The following is a 15091-nucleotide window of genomic DNA, read 5'->3' as shown; positions in this document are numbered from 1 at the left end:
TCGCCACGGTGAGGACCTTGGTCCTTCCTCCCGGGGACCATGGCCCGCGTCGGCACCCGCCGTCGCCGCGCAGGCTTGACCCACGTCGACGAGGCAAGGAGTCCCGGTGCCCCAGACCGCAAGGCCCGCTACGGCATCCGCGTTGCTGGACCGGATCAGCCGGGGCCTGATCGGTGAGGGCGAGGTCCTCGACGGCCCCTACGGCCCGCACCGCATCACCTACGCCGACTACACCGCTTCGGGTCGGGCCCTGGACTTCCTCGAAGACTTCATCCGCGAGCACGTCCTCCCCCGCTACGCCAACACCCACACCGAAAGCTCCGGCACCGGACTGCACACCGGCCTGCTGCGCGAGCAGGCACGGGCCATCGTCCACGCTTCGGTGGGCGCTGCCGAAGACGACCTGGTGATCTTCTGCGGCTCAGGCGCGACGGCCGCGATCAACAAGCTGATCGGCATTCTCGAGCTGCGCATCCCCGCCGGCCTCGACGAGCGCTACCGCCTCACCGACCACATTCCCGCCGGCGAGCGGCCGGTCGTGTTCGTCGGGCCGTACGAGCACCACTCCAACGAGCTGCCCTGGCGTGAATCGATCGCCGACGTCGTCGTCATCGACGAGGACGAGAACGGCCACATCGACCTCGGCCGGCTCGAAACGGAACTCCTCCGGTACACGGATCGGCCGCTGCGGATCGGCAGTTTCTCCGCGGCCTCGAACGTCACCGGCATCCTCACCGACACCGATCGCGTCGCGGCCCTGCTGCACCGGCACGGCGCACTGTCGTTCTGGGACTACGCTGCCGCCGGGCCCTACGTGCCGATCCGGATGGCCGAAAGCACACCCGGCCGCGGCGACCACAAGGACGCACTCTTCCTCTCCCCGCACAAGTTCGTCGGCGGCCCGCAGACCCCCGGCGTCCTGGTCGTGCGGCGCGACCTCGTCACCAACCGGGTGCCCACCGTCCCCGGCGGCGGCACCGTCGCGTTCGTCGGCCCGCACGGGCACCGCTACCTCGACGATCCGGTCGCCCGCGAGGAAGGCGGCACTCCTGCGATCGTGGAGTCCGTCCGCGCGGGCATCGCCTTCGCGCTCAAGGACGCCGTCGGCACGGACCTCATCCAGGCCCGCGAGGAACGGCTGTGGCAGCACGCGATCACCCGCTGGTCGGCTCATCCCGCGATCGAGGTGCTCGGCGACCACCGGGCGGCCCGGCTGTCCATCGTGTCGTTCCGGATCCGCGCCGGCGGCCTGTTCCTGCACCACAACTTCGTCGTCACCGTCCTCAACGACCTGTTCGGCATCCAGGCCCGCGGCGGTTGCTCCTGCGCCGGGCCCTACGGGCACCGGCTGCTCGCCATCGACCCCGAGCACTCGATCGCCTACGACGACGAGAGTGCCCGCGGGTGTGACGGGATCAAGCCGGGCTGGGCCCGGCTCAACTTCAACTACTTCATCTCCGACACCGCCCGCGACTACCTGGTCGACGCCGTCACGCTGCTCGCCGAGCACGGCCACCGGCTGCTGCCCGAGTACCGCTTCGACCCACACACCGGACTCTGGCGCCATGCCCGCTCGGCCGAGTTCACGCCGCGGGTCCCGGACCTGCGCGCGTTCGACGCCATTCCGGAGGAGCCTGCCCACCGGCTCGGCGAGGACGCCCTGGCCGAGCACCTACAGCGGGCCGAGCGGATCCTGCGGTCGCGGCCGGACGTCGCCCTCGACGAGCCCAGCGCGCTGTCCCACGACTTCGAGATTCTGCGGTGGTTCCCGCTCCCGCCCGGCTGCCTGGGTCCTTAGGCCAGGGTCAGGAAGAGCTTCTCCAGCTGCTCACGGTCGGCGGCACCCTTCTCCGAATCGTCGGACACGCACTGCTCCAGCCCGCTGGCGATCAGCCGGAACCCGGCCCGATCCAGCGCCCGGGACACCGCGGCGAGCTGGATGATGACGTCCCGGCACTCACGGCCTTCGTCGATCATCTGGATCAGGCCACCGACCTGGCCCTGGGCCCGCCGCAGCCGCTTGCGCACGTCCGCGACCACGTCTTCGTTCAGCTCCACGCCAACCTCCTCTGGTACCCCCCAGGGTACGTGCTCACGATCGTGACCGGGCTTCGGCACGCACCTGCGCCATGTCGAGCTGCTGGACCTTGCCGATCAGCTCCTCCAGGGCGGCCGCGGGCAGCGCGCCCGGTTGCGAGTAGACGACGACGCCGTCGCGCACCGCCATCAACGTCGGGATCGACGAGATGCCGAACGCCTGCGCCAGCTCGACCTGCGCCTCGGTGTCGACCTTCCCGAACGTGATGTCGGGATACCGGGCCGCCGCCTGCTCGAAGACGGGGGCGAACATCCGGCACGGTCCGCACCACGACGCCCAGAAGTCGACCAGGACCGTGCCCGGGCCGTCCACGATCTCGGTGAAGTTCGTCTTGGTCAGTTCCACAGTGGCCATGGGCCCTCCTCGTCTCACATACCCCCCGGCGTATCTGTCAACCGGTGGCGCACCGGGATTGTTCCCGGCACGCCGCCCTCGCTCAGCCCTGCCGCGACAGCCGGGCGAGAGAGTGCTCGATGTCGGTTCCGCCGCGCCGGTTGTACGGCAGCTTCGTCAGCAGCATGCCCAGGACGCAGGTGTCGGTGACCGCGGCCAGCGCCAGCCCGGCGCCGATCACCCCGGCCAAGAAGCGCGCCGGGAGCCACCACAGACTGACCACGACCGCCAGCAGGACGATGCTGCCCGCCGCCAGCCGCACCTGACGCTCCAAGGACCATCGCGGGACGCCCCGGGCGATCGGAGCGCCCGCTGCGGCCCACGCGTTCATCCCGCCGTCGAGCACTGTCGTGTCGGCCAGCCCGGCGGCGGCGAGCACACGCTGACAGCGCTCGGCACGCGAACCGCCTTGGCAGACCAGGATCACCCGGCCGCCGGCGTCGTCGACAATGCGGCGGAGGTGGGTGTCGACCTGGTCGAGCGGCAGGTTGACCGCTTCGGGGATGTGAGCGGTGCCGAATTCGGCCGGGGTGCGGACGTCGACCACGAGCGTGTCGGGGTTGTTCGCGATGAGATGACGCGCGGAAGCGACATCGAGAGAACTCACCTGGGTTTCCTTTCCGAGGGGCCGCGCCGGCCGGACGGTCCCGGCCGGGCCACGAAGGCGACAGTACCAAGTACCCCCGGGGGTATACCGAGACGACCATTCAGAGCAGGCACTCTCCACCTTCCGAGACCAAGGACCCTTGCCTGGCAGGGAACTTGCACGATGCGCCCCGGCTGGTTACCGTGGAGAGCAGATACCCCCAGGGGTACCTTAAATACTCGGGTCGACGACCAGCGAAGGAAGCCTCGAATGGGCAGTTCCCCCGTCCCCCACCGTGTTCTGATCGTCGGCGGCGGCACCGCCGGCATCACCGTCGCCGCCCGGCTGCGCCGCGGCGGCGTCGAAGGCGTCACGGTGCTCGACCCCGCGGTGACGCACTACTACCAACCGCTCTGGACGCTCGTCGGCGGCGGTCAGGTCGACGTCCGGCGCACCGGCCGCCCGGAGGCGAAGGTCATCCCGAAGGGCGTCGAGCACATCGCCGAGGCCGCGACGGCGATCGACCCGACGGCCAAGGTCGTCACCACAGCGAGCGGACAGCGACTGCACTACGAGACCCTGGTGCTCGCGCCGGGCCTGCAGCTGGACTTCGGCGGCGTCCCGGGTCTCGCCGAAGCTCTGGCCGAGGCGCCGGTGAGCTCGAACTACCGGGCGGACCTCGCGCCCCGCACCTGGGAGCTGATCCGCGGCCTCCGCCGCGGAACGGCGGTGTTCACCCAGCCCGCCGGGCCGATCAAGTGCGCCGGTGCCCCGCAGAAAATCGCCTACCTGGCCGCCGACCACTGGCGGCGGCGGGGCGTGCTGGACGACATCCGGATCGTGCTGGTGCTCCCGGGCCCGGTCATGTTCAAGGTCCCGGTCTGGGCCGAACGGCTCGAACGCGTCGCGGCCCGGTACGGGATCGAAGTCCGCAAGACCAGCGAACTCGTCGAGGTCGACGGCGCCGCGCGCACCGCGGGGATCGTCGATCACACCACCGGGACCAAGGAGGCGCTGCCGTTCGACCTGCTGCACGCGGTGCCACCGCAGAGCGCACCCGCCTTCGTCAAGGCGAGTCCCCTGGCCAACCCTGAGAACCCGTTCGGCTACGTCGACGTCGACCAGTACACCCTGCGGCACAAGCGGTTCCCCGAGGTGTTCTCCCTCGGCGATGTCGCCGACCTGCCGACGTCGAAGACCGGCGCCGCCATCCGCAAACAGGCACCCGTCATCGTCGCGAACCTGAAAGCAGTACTCACCGGCCAGGAACCGACGGCCCGCTACGACGGCTACACCTCCTGCCCCCTGGTCACCGCCCGGGACAAGATGCTGCTCGCCGAGTTCGGCTACGACCTCGAACCCGCGCCCACGATCCCCTTCATCGACACCACCCGGGAGCGCCGCGACATGTGGCTGCTCAAGCGCTACGGCCTGCCCGCCTTCTACTGGCACGCCATGCTGCCCGGCCTCGCCTGAAACCCCTTGGAGCACAACGTGTACTTCGCCCAGCACTACCTCGAATGCCTCTCCCAAGCCTCGTACCTGATCGCCGACGAGAAGACCGGCCGCGCCGTCGTCGTCGATCCCCGCCGGGACGTCACCGAGTACCTCGACGACGCCGACGCCCGCGGATTCACCATCGAAGGCGTGATCAACACCCACTTCCACGCCGACTTCATCGCCGGGCACCTGGAAATCGCCGCCCGCACCGGCGCCTGGATCGGCCACGGCCGCCGCGCCACCGGCGTCGAATTCCCCATCAAACGGCTCGGCGACGGTGACAGCATCAGTCTCGGTGACGTCACCCTGGAGATCCTCGAAATCCCCGGCCACACCCCGGAATCGATCGGCGTGCTGGTCTACGAACACGCCAACGACGAAGTCCCGTACGGCGTGCTGACCGGCGACGCGCTGTTCATCGGCGACGTCGGCCGCCCGGACCTGCTGTCCTCGCTCGGCTCCTCGGCCGACGAGCCGCCCGCGAACTCCACCACAGCGTGCAGCACAAGCTGATGGCCCTGCCCGACGAGGTCCGCGTGTTCCCCGCCCACGGCGCCGGATCGGCCTGCGGGAAGAACCTGTCCACCGAGCGGCAGTCCACGATCGGCATGCAGCGGCTGACCAACTACGCGTGCGCGCCCATGAGCGAAGCCGAGTTCGTCGCCATCGTCACCGAAGGCCAGCCCTCGGCCCCCGGGTACTTCGGGCACGACGCCGTGCTCAACCGCAAGCACCGCAATCTGCTCGACGTGCCCGCGCACCTCAAAGCGCTCCCGGTCGAGGAGTTCCTGACCCGGCGGGACGCGGGCACTGTCGTGCTTGACACGCGGGAGCCGCAGGAGTTCGCGGCCGCGCACCTGCGCGGCTCGCTCAACGTCCCGGCCGACGGCCGCTTCGCCGAACGCGCCGGCATGGTGCTGCGCCCCGGTGAGGACATCCTGGTCATCGCCCCACCCGGTGCCGAGGAGGAGGTCATCACCCGCTTGGGGCGGATCGGGCTCGACACCGTCGCCGGGTACCTGCCCGAACCCGAGTCCGTACTCCTGAACATCCCGGGTCAAGTTGATCGCGCGAGCAGGCTCACCGCGACCGAACTGCACGCCGCACTCGCGGGTCCGGCGCGGCCGGTGGTCCTGGACGTGCGCAACATCGGCGAACTGGCCGGCGGCACCATCGACGGGTCCCTGCACATCCCGCTCGCCGAACTGCCGAACCGGCTGGCCGACGTCCCGTCCGGCGCGCCGGTGGTCGTGTACTGCGCCGGCGGCGTCCGGTCCTCGATCGCAGCCAGCCTGCTGCGCCGCAATGGCTGGGCTGACGTGTCCGACCTGACCGGCGGCTACAGCGCCTGGGAACTCGCCTTCACCGGCGCGGACGCCTGAGCACCGGGAGGGGCCGAAAGTACCGCCGAGGCGGGACGATCGGCTCCCCGGTTCCCGCGCGTTCGGCGCACACTGGCTGCCGAGTCCGGTGCGGGAAGGGATCAGCCATGGGATACGGCAAGACGGTCCGGGACGAATTGCGGGAACCTGCGCGGGACCTGCGCAAGGCGATTCCCACGGTCTACCAGGGGTTCGCGCAGCTGCACGAAGCCGCGCTCGCGGCGGGTGCCGTGGACGCGAAGACCAAGGAACTCATCGCGCTGGCCATCTCGGTGAGCAAGGAGTGCGACGGCTGCATCGCCGCCCACGCCCGCGGCGCGGTCCGCAAGGGCGCGACGCTCGAGGAGGGAGCGGAGGCCATCGGCGTCGCGATCATGATGAACGGCGGCCCGGCCACCGTCTACGGCCCCCGCGCCTTCGCCGCCTTCCAGGAGTTCGCTCGGGAACGCGACGAGTTGCCCGGGTGAGCGCGGGTGCCGAGACCCCGGGAGATCTCGGCGCCCGTGTCGCACTCATCGCGCGAGCCAGTTCTCGAACGCCGTCAGGTGGTGCTGCGACGCGGTCAACAGGTGCTGGTAGATCCGCTGGACGTCGGGCGCGGTGGCTCCGTCGAGGGCCTTCCGCAGGTCGGCGATGTCCGTCGTCTCCACCGTCCGCCCCACCTCGAGCGCCGCGGCCTGACCGCTCGCCCCCTGGGCCAGCAGCTTGTCGTAGGTCGTCTGCACGGCCGGAGTGGTGAAGTGGCCCTGCGCCTGGCCCGCGGTGGGATCGGTGACCCCGTAGCGGGCCATCAGGGTCCGCACGGCGTCCAGGTGAGCCGTCTCCGCCCTGGCGATCCGGTCGAAGACCACGGCGTCGTAGCGGCCGGCGAAATCGGTGTAGAGGTCGTGCGCGAGCTTCTCCTCTTCGGCGTTGGCCGCCAGCGTCGTGCGCTGCGCCTCGCTGAGCGAGCCACTCGGGTCGGCGACGCCGGTGAGGCAGCTCCCGTCGCGGTTCATCCCGCCCTGGACCATGACGCCCGAACCGGCGTCACGCCCCGGACCGGTCCCGGTCGGCGGGCCACCGGCGAACGCGGGGATCGCGACGAGCGCACCCACGCTCAGGATGCCGCCCGCGGCGATCGTGGTGATCAGTGTGCGGGTCCTCATGACTCCTCCTTCTCCGGATTTCCTCTGACACCTTCAGGGTGCGTCCCTCGCGGCGAGGTCCCGTGTGGTCGGTGTGGAGATGGCGTGGAGACCGGCACCGGGGACCTTGGACTCTCGATCCGCCGGCACCGCACCGGGTAGACCTGCCGGTGTGAGTGCCACCGTGCTGGTCGTCGAGGACGAGAAGGAGATCCGGGAACTGCTGCGCCGGTACCTCGAACGCGCCGGCTTCGCCGTGGTGACCACCGGTTCGGGCGCCCAGGCGCTCACGATGCTCACCGCCCACGCCGTCGGGATCGTCGTGCTCGACCTCGGGTTGCCGGACATCGACGGCTTGGAGGTGCTGCGCGCAGCCCACCGCGACGGCGGGGTGCCGGTCGTCGTGCTGACCGCCCGCGGGTCCGTCGACGACCGGATCCACGGGCTCGAAGCTCGGCGCGGACGATTACGTGACCAAGCCGTTCAGCCCGACCGAGGTGGTGTTGCGGGTGCAGGCCGTGCTGAACCGCGTGACCGGCTCCCCCGACCCGGCGACGGCGTCGTACGGGGACGGCCAACTGCGCCTGGACGAGTCACGGCACGAGGTTCACTGGCAGGGCGAACTGCTGGAGCTCACCCCCACCGAGTGGGGCCTGCTGGTCACGCTGGCGGCCGTGCCCGGGCGGGTGTACTCGCGCTACGAGCTGATCAACCGGGTCCGCGGCTACGAGTTCGAAGGCTACGAACGCACCATCGACTCCCACGTGAAGAACCTGCGCCGCAAGCTCGGCCCCACGGGCGCGGACGTGGTGCAGACCGTGCTCGGCGTCGGCTACCGGCTGGGGTTGCCCCGTGACCACTGACCGCCCGCGATGGGGACCGCTGGCCTGGCGGCTACTGCTGGCGTTCGTGCTGGTGGCGCTGTCGTCGGTGCTGGTGCTCGCGGCGGCGGCGCTGCTGGGTACCGACCGGGGCCTGGCCGCCGCGGAACACGCCGAGCGGCAGCAGACCGCGGAACAGGTGGCCACCGCTGCAGGCGCGGCGTACGCCGCGGCGGGCAGCTGGACCGGGGCCCGACCGGACGCCGCAGTCGCGATCGCCACCGGCGCAGGAGCCCGGCTCGTCGTCCGGGACGTCGACGGTTCACCCGTCACCGGACGGGGGCACGGCATGCCCGGGATGAGCACCCCGATGGCCGGTGCGCTCGGCGGTGGCCGTGTCGATGCTCCCGTCGTGGTGAGCGGCGTAACCGTCGGGGCGGTCCAGCTCGCGTTCGGCACGTCCACTGCATCCGCGGCCAAGGACGTCGCGTGGGGCTGGATCGCCCTCGCGGCCGCGGTGGCGCTGCTGCTCGCGGTGACCGCGAGCTGGTTCGTCAGCCGGCGCATCGCCGATCCACTGGTCCGGCTCACTGCCACGGCGAAGGACATCGCCGCCGGTGACCGCTCGGCCCGAGCCCTGCTCCGGGCTCCCGGTGAACTCGGCGAGCTGGCGGACGCCTTCGACCACATGGCCGACCAGGTCACCCGGGCCGACCGCGCGCGGCGGAACCTCACCGCCGACGTCGCGCATGAACTCCGGACCCCGTTGGCCACGCTGCAGGCCGGACTCGAGGAACTGCGCGACGGACTCGAACCGCCCGACGTCGAACGGCTGACCAGCCTGCACGACCAGGCGTTACGGCTCGGCCGGGTCGTGCAGGACCTCGCCGACCTGACCGCCGCGGAAAACGCCGCCGTCTCCCTGCGCCTCACCGACTTCGACCTCGCCGCGTTGATCGGCGAAGTGGTGACGGCCCACAGCGCCCGGCTGCGCGCGGCCGGCATCGACGTCCACTCCGAACTCACCGAGCACATCCCGGTACACGCCGATCCCGATCGGCTGCACCAAGCCGTCGGGAACCTGCTCGGCAACACCGCCCGCTACGCCCGGCCCGGCGACAGCGTCACCATCCGGACCCGCTCCGCCGGCGGCGCCGCGACCATCGAAGTCGCCGACACCGGACCGGGGATCCCCGCCGACGAGCTGCCGCACGTGTTCGAGCGGCGGTGGCGCGGCCGGTCCGGCGCCCCGGTCCCCGGTGCGGGCATCGGCCTCGCCGTGGTCCGGGAACTCGTCACCGCCCACGGCGGCACGGTCACCGCGGCTTCAGAACCGGACGGCGGCAGCACGTTCACCATCACCCTCCCGCTGAAGGATGCCGGAGGCGCGTAGCGCATCACAGCTCTCGTGCTTCTCGCAGGACTGTGCGAAGCGTCAGCGCGTCGTCGAGAACGAGAACGTCGGCGCGGTCGCCCGGACGCAGCAGCCCGAGGCCGGCCTGCGGGAACAGCGCGGCTGGTGTGCGGGTCGCCGCGTTGAGGGCGGCTTCCGGCGGTACCCCCGCCGCGCACGCTCCGCGGACCGCGTCGAGCAGCGTGATCGTGGTGCCGACCAGCGTGCCGTCGGCACGCCGGGCCGTGCCACCTGACACGTCGAACTCGACGTCGCCCAGCCGGTAGTGGCCGTCCAGGCAGCCACCGGCGGCCAGGACATCGGTCACCAGCACGACCCGGTCGCGCGCCGCCTGGAAGGCCAGGCGGACCGCTTCCGGGGCGAGGTGGCCGGGATCGGCGATCACCCCGACGAACACGTCGTCGCGGGTCAGCGCGGCACCCGCGATGCCGGGGTCGCGATGGGTGAACGGGCGCATCGCGTCGAACAGGTGCGTGACCGACCGCGCACCGCGGTCGAAAGCCGCGTGTGCCTCGGCCGCCGTCGCGTCACTGTGGCCACAGGAGACGAGCACACCGGCCTGAACGCACGCGCTGACCACCTCCAGCGCACCGGGCAGTTCCGGTGCCAAGGTCACCTGCGTGACCGGACCGGCGGCGAGCAGCCGTCCGATCAGCTCGGTGTCCGGAGCCCGCAGCAGCCCGGCCGGATGTGTCCCGGGCCGCGCGGGAGACAGGAACGGCCCTTCCAGGTGCACGCCGAGGATCCGGGCACCGCCTGGCGCCGCCCGTGCCTTGGCGGCGGTCTCGATGGCGGCCACGGTCTGCCCGGCACGACTGGTGATCAGCGTCGGCTGGTAGGCCAGCACTCCCGTGCGAGCCAATGCGGCACCCGCGTGCGCGTAGCCGCCGACGTCGGCGGTCAGGAAGTCGACGCCGGCGAATCCGTTGACCTGCAGATCGACCAGGCCGGGCACGGCCATTCCGGCCCCGGTCCCGCCGACGCCCACGGCGACGACTCGCCCGCTCTCCCGGTCCACCTCGACGTCACCGCGCCGGTACGCACCACCGACCAGTGCACCTGCCACGCCCAACCGCACGACACTCCTCCGTTCCGGCACCACGCCGGACGCGGGCACCGTGCTCGATCGGTCCATCCTCGCCCGCTCCACCCGCCGTCCTGGGCAAGGCCGAGCCGGAACTCAAGCCCGCAGCCGGGCCACCAGTCCTTCGCGGCCGGCATGGGCGCCCGGCGGGCGCCCATGCCGGCGGTGAACACGAGCGCGGCCGCGGCGACCACGGCCAACGCGGCGAGACCGAGGCGTAGGAGCTGAATGCGCCGTAGCTGGCGCCCATCACCAGCGGCGGGATGAAACCGCCGAGGCCGCCGGCCGCGCCGGTCACCGACCTCCACCTGGTGTCCGTCGGACACTGCTCAGCTTCGACGACGGCGTCGCATTGATCACCAGGCGAATGTCACGCCTCGAATGGACTTTCGTCCTTCGCATGCCACTGCCGGATCCGCTACGGATTGATGGATTGATAGAGTCATCAATCCAGGAGGTGCTCATGCCCGCAAGATCCCGCACGACGGAGCCGCTGTACCGGATCAAGGCCGACCTGTTCAAGTGCCTCGCGCACCCGACGCGGATCCAGGTCCTGGAGGTGCTGGCCGCCGCCGGTGACGACGGCGCGTCGGTGACCCGGCTGCTGGAGGTGACCGGCTGCGAAGCTTCCCAGCTGTCCCAGCACCTTGCAGTGCTGCGCCGCACCCGGGTCGTCACCTCGTCCCGGACCGGCAACGCCGTCGACTACTGGCTCGCCGAACCGCTGGTGGCCGAGCTTCTGGTCGTCGCCCGCGCGTTCCTGCTGGCCGGGCTCCGCCCCGGTTCGGAGCAGCTGCGCGCCGCGCGCGAACTGCCGCCGCTGCCCGGCGCGAGCCCCCAAGCCGTGCTCGACGCGATCGCGGCCCGGGCGTGACCGCCCGCGACCTGCTGCCCGGCCGTGGTGACTACGACCTCCACGGGCCCGTGCTGCGCGCAGACCTCCTCGCCGGGGTCACCGTCGGCGTCGTGGCCCTGCCCCTGGCCCTGGCCTTCGGAGTCAGCTCGGGCGCAGGACCCGCGGCGGGGCTGGTCACGGCCGTCGTGGCGGGGATCGTGGCCGCCGTCTTCGGCGGCTCCCCGGTCCAGGTGTCCGGACCGACCGGCGCGATGGCCGTCGTCCTGGCCCCGATCGTCGCAGCCCACGGACCGTCCTCGATCGCCCTGGTCTCGATCCTCGGCGGGCTGGTCGTGCTCGTCGCGGGAGCCGCGCGGCTGGGCAGGCTGGTCGGGTACCTCCCCTGGCCAGTCGTCGAGGGCTTCACCCTCGGGATCGCCTGCATAATCTTCCTGCAACAGGTCCCCGCGGCCGTCGGCGCCACCGCGCCGCCGGGAAAGAACCCGCTCCTGGGCGCGGCCAACGCCGTCGCTCACGCCGTGACCGGCGGCGGGACAGCCGTTTGGACGATCGCCACCGTGGCGCTCATCGCGGCCATCATGCTGGCGCTGCCCAAGCTGCACCGCGGGCTCCCGGCATCCCTGCTCGCGGTCGCCGCGGCGACCATCGCAGCCGAGCTCCTCCATGCACCCCTCCCCCGGATCGGCGGACTGCCCAGCACACTGACCCCCGCCCTGCCGTCCTTCACCCTCGGCGCGGCCGGCGACCTCACCGGCGCCGTCATCGCCGTCGCCGCACTGGCGGCCATCGAGTCCCTGCTCTCCGCCCGCGTCGCCGTGACGATGACCCGCGGCGGGCCGTCGGTCGGGCCGACCCGCCCGGACCGCGAACTCGTCGGCCAAGGACTGGCCTCGATCGCCAGCGGTCTCTTCGGCGGCATGCCCGCCACCGGTGCGATCGCCCGCACCGCGGTCAACGTCCGCTCCGGCGCCCGGACGCGGCTGGCCGCCATCACCCACGCCCTGGTGATCCTCGCGGTGATCTACACCGCTACCGGGCTCGTATCCCGCATCCCGCTGGCCGCGCTGGCCGGCGTCCTCATGATCACCAGCCTGCGCATGGTGCCGCTGCCCACGATCCGCGAAGTCCTCCGCGCGAGCCGGTCCAGCGCGACCACCTTCGCCGTGACCGCCCTCGTGACCGTCGCGGCCGACCTCATCCTCGCCGTCGAGATCGGCCTGCTCGTCGCCGCCTTCTTCGCCCTGCGCCACCTCGCCGGCGCCGCCCACGCCCGCCACGACCCGCTGCCCGGCCCCGCCACCCCCGGCGACGAGCACATCGCGGTGTTCGGCTTCGAAGGCGCCCTGTTCTGGGCGCCTCCGAACGCATCGTCACCGACATCGCCGACATCGCCGACGACGTCCTCGTCGTCATCCTGCGCCTGTCCCGCCTGCACCTCCTCGACGCCACCGGAGCCAAAGCACTCGGCGAAGCAATCGAAGAACTCGAAGCCCGCGGCATCACGGTCCTGGTCAAGGGCATCCGGCCGCACCACCGGCACCTGCTGACCGCCACCGGCGCCCTCGGCAAGCTCCGGCACGAGAACCACCTGTTCACCGACCTCGGCGAAGCAGCCGCCCACGCCCGATCACACGTGCAACGCGCCCGGGCGACCGACGCCACCGCCGTCGGCACGCAGGGCTGACCTAGTGCAATGCGACGGTGAGGAGGACCGCGCTGTCGGCGAGCGCGGTCAGCCCGTGCCGTTCCGGGGGAATGCGGACGAGCTGACCGCGCTCGAGCATCCAGGTGTGGTCGTGGGTGTGCAGCTGCACGCGGCCGGTGACGACGTAGAGGGTGGCGGCGGGCGGTGCGTCGTGTTCGGCGAGCTCGGCGCCTTCGGCGAGCGCGACGACGGTCGCTCGCTGGAGGGAGCCGGTGATGAGGGTCCGCGCCGCACGGTGAGCATCGTGGCGGCGCGCTTCCTCGAGCAGTTCCGCCGAGACGGCGTCGAGCTGGGTGACATCTTCGTGGATGGTCATTTGCCTGATTACCTCCGCGGAGTCGGGTCAGCCCCTCATCGACGGTACTGGTGGCGCGGGTCGGCATCCGCGGCGCTGACTAGCCGTCCTCCTCGAGCAGGACGGTGTCCGGCGGGTACACCCAGGTGATGGCCAGCGAGCCCAGGCCCCGAGCCACCAGGTCCTGCCGGATCTCGTGGGCGGTGCACCCGCCGTAGACCAGGTGAGTCAGCCGCAACGTCTCCGCGTCACGCATCGGCCGGGCGATGACGCTGAGCACGCCGTCACCGAACGAGTGGTGCTCGACCTGCTCATCGGGGCCGGCGTACTCCGCCGCGATCATGGTTTCGTAGTCGCGGCGCCCGTTCTCGGACAGCGTCGCGTACAGCTCGTCGACGAGGGCCTTGACCTGCGGTGGGTGGTCCAGGTGATGGGTGATCAGGGTGCTCCGCCGCCAGCTCTCGTCGTCAGGCGCTCGCCAGGACACATTCTCTCCTCTCCGCGGCAGGGCGCCGCGGCTTCCGGGGTTCACCGACCCGCAGGCGATCCGTCAGCGGCGAAGTGCCCGGCGGCGGACGAAACCGATGACGGCGGTGCCGACGAACAGCACGATCCCGACGATGGCCAGCCAGACCAGGCCCTTGAACGCGAACCCGATGACGGCGGTGATCAGCCAGACCACCAGCAGAACAACGATCAAAATCATCATGACGACCTCCTGGTCGACTGGAACGAAATCCGGTCCACGGACGCCTTTGCGTCAGTGGCTTCTCGCGCGGCCCTTCTTCCGCGCGTCTTCGGCCCGCAACGGCGCGCCGACCTCGTGCAGGTACCGCAGGATCTGGCCGTAGGACATCAGCAGGCCACCCTCGCTGTAACTGATCCCCCTGCTCGCGCAGAACGCCTGCACCAACGGCTGAGCACGCCGCAGCGTGGGGCGAGGCATGCTGGGGAACAGGTGGTGCTCGATCTGGAAGTTCAGCCCGCCGAGCGCGAAGTCCACCCACGGCCGGCCGGTGACGTTGTGCGAAGTCAGCACCTGCTTGCGCAGGAAGTCCAGCTGGTTCCCCTTCGACAACGTCAGCATCCCCTTGTGGTTCGGCGCGAAGGAGCACCCCATGTAAAGACCCCACAGACCCTGGTGCACCGCGATGAACACGAACGCCTTGCCGGGCGAAAGGACCAGGAACACCGCGGCCAGGTAGGCGACGACGTGGATCGTCAGCAAGGTCGCCTCCACCCACCGGGCCCTGAGCCCGCCGTGCCACACGGCCTTGATGCCCGACCAGTGCAGATCGAGCCCCTCCAGCAGCAACAGCGGGAAGAACAGAAACGCCTGGTACTTCGCCATCCACCGCAGGAACCCCCGCTTCGCCCGGCTCTGCCGCGGCGTGAACGCCAGCGCGGCGATGTCGATGTCCGGATCGGCGCCCTCGACGTTCGGGTTGGCGTGGTGGCGGTTGTGCTTGCCGACCCACCACCCGTAGCTCATCCCGACCAGCCCGGCCAGCCCGATCCCCACCGCGTCGTTCGCCCAGCGGCGAGGGAAGATCTGCTTGTGCCCGGCGTCATGCCCGAGGAACGCGACCTGCGTGCACGCCACGGCCAGGAACACCGCGGTGAACAACTGCCACCACGTGTCCCCCAGCAGCACGAAGACCACCCAGGCGCCGGCGAAGGCCAGCAACGTCAGGCTGCCTTTCACCGCGTAGTGCACCGGACGGCGGCGCATCAGCCCGGCTTCCTTGACGACGTGCAGCAGTTCGGCGTATTCGCTGCCGTGCTTGGGGCCCGGCACTTGCCGAGTCTGCGGTTGAACGGAGTTCATGG

Annotated in this window: 18 protein-coding genes and 2 pseudogenes; 11 read left to right on the top strand and 9 right to left on the bottom strand. The window is 71.2% G+C overall.

What is annotated here, in order from left to right:
* The first annotated feature begins 106 nt into the window (after nt 1–106).
* Nucleotides 107–1798 (top strand): aminotransferase class V-fold PLP-dependent enzyme, encoded by a 1692-nt coding sequence (locus QP939_RS33915; RefSeq protein ID WP_285450339.1) that lies wholly within the window; start codon nt 107–109, stop codon nt 1796–1798.
* On the opposite strand, the gene QP939_RS33910 is transcribed toward QP939_RS33915, so the two are convergent.
* The 3 genes from QP939_RS33910 to QP939_RS33900 form a co-directional block, all read right to left on the bottom strand.
* Nucleotides 1795–2058, bottom strand: coding sequence for a metal-sensitive transcriptional regulator (locus tag QP939_RS33910; protein WP_285450338.1), 264 nt, complete (start codon nt 2056–2058; stop codon nt 1795–1797). The genes QP939_RS33915 and QP939_RS33910 overlap by 4 nt on opposite strands.
* Nucleotides 2059–2092: 34 nt before the next feature.
* Complete coding sequence (trxA, locus tag QP939_RS33905; RefSeq protein WP_285450337.1) at nt 2093–2452, bottom strand: thioredoxin; 360 nt, start codon at nt 2450–2452, stop codon at nt 2093–2095.
* An 82-nt stretch (nt 2453–2534) separates the two neighbouring features.
* Entirely contained in the window at nt 2535–3098 is a 564-nt protein-coding gene (locus QP939_RS33900; protein ID WP_285450336.1) for a rhodanese-like domain-containing protein, read from the bottom strand.
* Nucleotides 3099–3347: 249 nt separating this feature from the next.
* On the opposite strand from QP939_RS33900, the gene QP939_RS33895 reads away from it, so the two are divergent.
* From QP939_RS33895 to QP939_RS33880, 4 genes are all read left to right on the top strand, one after another.
* Nucleotides 3348–4553, top strand: a complete 1206-nt coding sequence (locus QP939_RS33895) for an NAD(P)/FAD-dependent oxidoreductase (RefSeq protein WP_285450335.1) — start codon at nt 3348–3350, stop codon at nt 4551–4553.
* A gap of 6 nt (nt 4554–4559) precedes the next feature.
* A complete protein-coding gene (locus QP939_RS33890; protein ID WP_285450333.1) occupies nt 4560–5090 on the top strand; it encodes an MBL fold metallo-hydrolase in 531 nt (176 codons plus the stop codon).
* Nucleotides 5075–5959, top strand: a complete 885-nt coding sequence (locus QP939_RS33885; RefSeq protein ID WP_285450332.1) for a rhodanese-like domain-containing protein — start codon at nt 5075–5077, stop codon at nt 5957–5959. Before QP939_RS33890 ends, QP939_RS33885 begins: the two co-directional genes overlap by 16 nt.
* Nucleotides 5960–6066: 107 nt before the next feature.
* Nucleotides 6067–6426, top strand: a complete 360-nt coding sequence (locus QP939_RS33880) for a carboxymuconolactone decarboxylase family protein (RefSeq protein ID WP_285450331.1) — start codon at nt 6067–6069, stop codon at nt 6424–6426.
* Nucleotides 6427–6471: 45 nt separating this feature from the next.
* On the opposite strand, the gene QP939_RS33875 is transcribed toward QP939_RS33880, so the two are convergent.
* A complete protein-coding gene (locus QP939_RS33875; RefSeq protein WP_285450329.1) occupies nt 6472–7107 on the bottom strand; it encodes a DUF2202 domain-containing protein in 636 nt (211 codons plus the stop codon).
* A 79-nt stretch (nt 7108–7186) separates the two neighbouring features.
* On the opposite strand from QP939_RS33875, the pseudogene QP939_RS51965 reads away from it, so the two are divergent.
* From QP939_RS51965 to QP939_RS33865, 3 genes and pseudogenes are all read left to right on the top strand, one after another.
* Nucleotides 7187–7528 (top strand): annotated as a pseudogene (locus tag QP939_RS51965) (response regulator); the annotation flags it as partial.
* Nucleotides 7529–7556: 28 nt separating this feature from the next.
* Entirely contained in the window at nt 7557–7949 is a 393-nt protein-coding gene (locus tag QP939_RS33870) for a response regulator transcription factor (RefSeq protein ID WP_285450328.1), read from the top strand.
* Nucleotides 7939–9300, top strand: a complete 1362-nt coding sequence (locus QP939_RS33865; protein WP_285450327.1) for a HAMP domain-containing sensor histidine kinase — start codon at nt 7939–7941, stop codon at nt 9298–9300. Before QP939_RS33870 ends, QP939_RS33865 begins: the two co-directional genes overlap by 11 nt.
* Before the next feature lie 4 nt (nt 9301–9304).
* On the opposite strand, the gene nagA is transcribed toward QP939_RS33865, so the two are convergent.
* Nucleotides 9305–10456: an N-acetylglucosamine-6-phosphate deacetylase gene (gene nagA, locus QP939_RS33860; RefSeq protein WP_285450325.1), complete on the bottom strand. Its 1152-nt coding sequence runs from the start codon at nt 10454–10456 to the stop codon at nt 9305–9307.
* Nucleotides 10457–10868: 412 nt separating this feature from the next.
* Here nagA and QP939_RS33855 point away from each other — a divergent pair, with 412 nt between their 5' ends.
* From QP939_RS33855 to QP939_RS51960, 3 genes and pseudogenes are all read left to right on the top strand, one after another.
* Nucleotides 10869–11279 carry an ArsR/SmtB family transcription factor gene (locus QP939_RS33855; protein ID WP_285450323.1) on the top strand — a complete coding sequence of 137 codons (411 nt, stop codon included), beginning with the start codon at nt 10869–10871 and terminating at the stop codon, nt 11277–11279.
* A pseudogene (locus tag QP939_RS33850) lies at nt 11276–12370 on the top strand (SulP family inorganic anion transporter); the annotation flags it as partial. The gene QP939_RS33855 and the pseudogene QP939_RS33850, both read left to right, overlap by 4 nt.
* Complete coding sequence (locus QP939_RS51960) at nt 12304–12945, top strand: STAS domain-containing protein (RefSeq protein ID WP_352252790.1); 642 nt, start codon at nt 12304–12306, stop codon at nt 12943–12945. The pseudogene QP939_RS33850 and the gene QP939_RS51960, both read left to right, overlap by 67 nt.
* A 1-nt stretch (nt 12946) precedes the next feature.
* On the opposite strand, the gene QP939_RS33840 is transcribed toward QP939_RS51960, so the two are convergent.
* The 4 genes from QP939_RS33840 to QP939_RS33825 form a co-directional block, all read right to left on the bottom strand.
* Nucleotides 12947–13282 carry a cupin domain-containing protein gene (locus QP939_RS33840; protein WP_285450321.1) on the bottom strand — a complete coding sequence of 112 codons (336 nt, stop codon included), beginning with the start codon at nt 13280–13282 and terminating at the stop codon, nt 12947–12949.
* A gap of 79 nt (nt 13283–13361) precedes the next feature.
* On the bottom strand, nt 13362–13748 hold the full coding sequence (locus tag QP939_RS33835) for a hypothetical protein (RefSeq protein WP_285450320.1): 387 nt from the start codon (nt 13746–13748) through the stop codon (nt 13362–13364).
* Nucleotides 13749–13811: 63 nt separating this feature from the next.
* Nucleotides 13812–13970 (bottom strand): hypothetical protein, encoded by a 159-nt coding sequence (locus QP939_RS33830; protein ID WP_285460048.1) that lies wholly within the window; start codon nt 13968–13970, stop codon nt 13812–13814.
* A 51-nt stretch (nt 13971–14021) separates the two neighbouring features.
* Nucleotides 14022–15089, bottom strand: a complete 1068-nt coding sequence (locus QP939_RS33825; protein WP_434219684.1) for a fatty acid desaturase family protein — start codon at nt 15087–15089, stop codon at nt 14022–14024.
* Between the last annotated feature and the right edge of the window lie 2 nt (nt 15090–15091).

Origin of the sequence: Amycolatopsis nalaikhensis (assembly GCF_030264295.1) — a bacterium.
In the GTDB taxonomy this organism is placed as follows: domain Bacteria; phylum Actinomycetota; class Actinomycetes; order Mycobacteriales; family Pseudonocardiaceae; genus Amycolatopsis; species Amycolatopsis nalaikhensis.
The sequence above is the reverse complement of the archived record's forward strand: the minus strand, read 5'-3'. Positions and strand labels throughout refer to the sequence as shown.

What these genes read in the sequence shown, in the direction of transcription:
- trxA (WP_285450337.1), bottom strand. Translation starts at nt 2,452, where the DNA reads ATGGCCACTGTGGAACTGACCAAGACGAACTTCACCGAGATCGTGGAC.
- QP939_RS33895 (WP_285450335.1), top strand. Translation starts at nt 3,348, where the DNA reads ATGGGCAGTTCCCCCGTCCCCCACCGTGTTCTGATCGTCGGCGGCGGC.
- QP939_RS33880 (WP_285450331.1), top strand. Translation starts at nt 6,067, where the DNA reads ATGGGATACGGCAAGACGGTCCGGGACGAATTGCGGGAACCTGCGCGG.
- QP939_RS33875 (WP_285450329.1), bottom strand. Translation starts at nt 7,107, where the DNA reads ATGAGGACCCGCACACTGATCACCACGATCGCCGCGGGCGGCATCCTG.
- nagA (WP_285450325.1), bottom strand. Translation starts at nt 10,456, where the DNA reads ATGGACCGATCGAGCACGGTGCCCGCGTCCGGCGTGGTGCCGGAACGG.
- QP939_RS33855 (WP_285450323.1), top strand. Translation starts at nt 10,869, where the DNA reads ATGCCCGCAAGATCCCGCACGACGGAGCCGCTGTACCGGATCAAGGCC.
- QP939_RS33840 (WP_285450321.1), bottom strand. Translation starts at nt 13,282, where the DNA reads ATGACCATCCACGAAGATGTCACCCAGCTCGACGCCGTCTCGGCGGAA.
- QP939_RS33830 (WP_285460048.1), bottom strand. Translation starts at nt 13,970, where the DNA reads ATGATGATTTTGATCGTTGTTCTGCTGGTGGTCTGGCTGATCACCGCC.
- QP939_RS33825 (WP_434219684.1), bottom strand. Translation starts at nt 15,089, where the DNA reads ATGAACTCCGTTCAACCGCAGACTCGGCAAGTGCCGGGCCCCAAGCAC.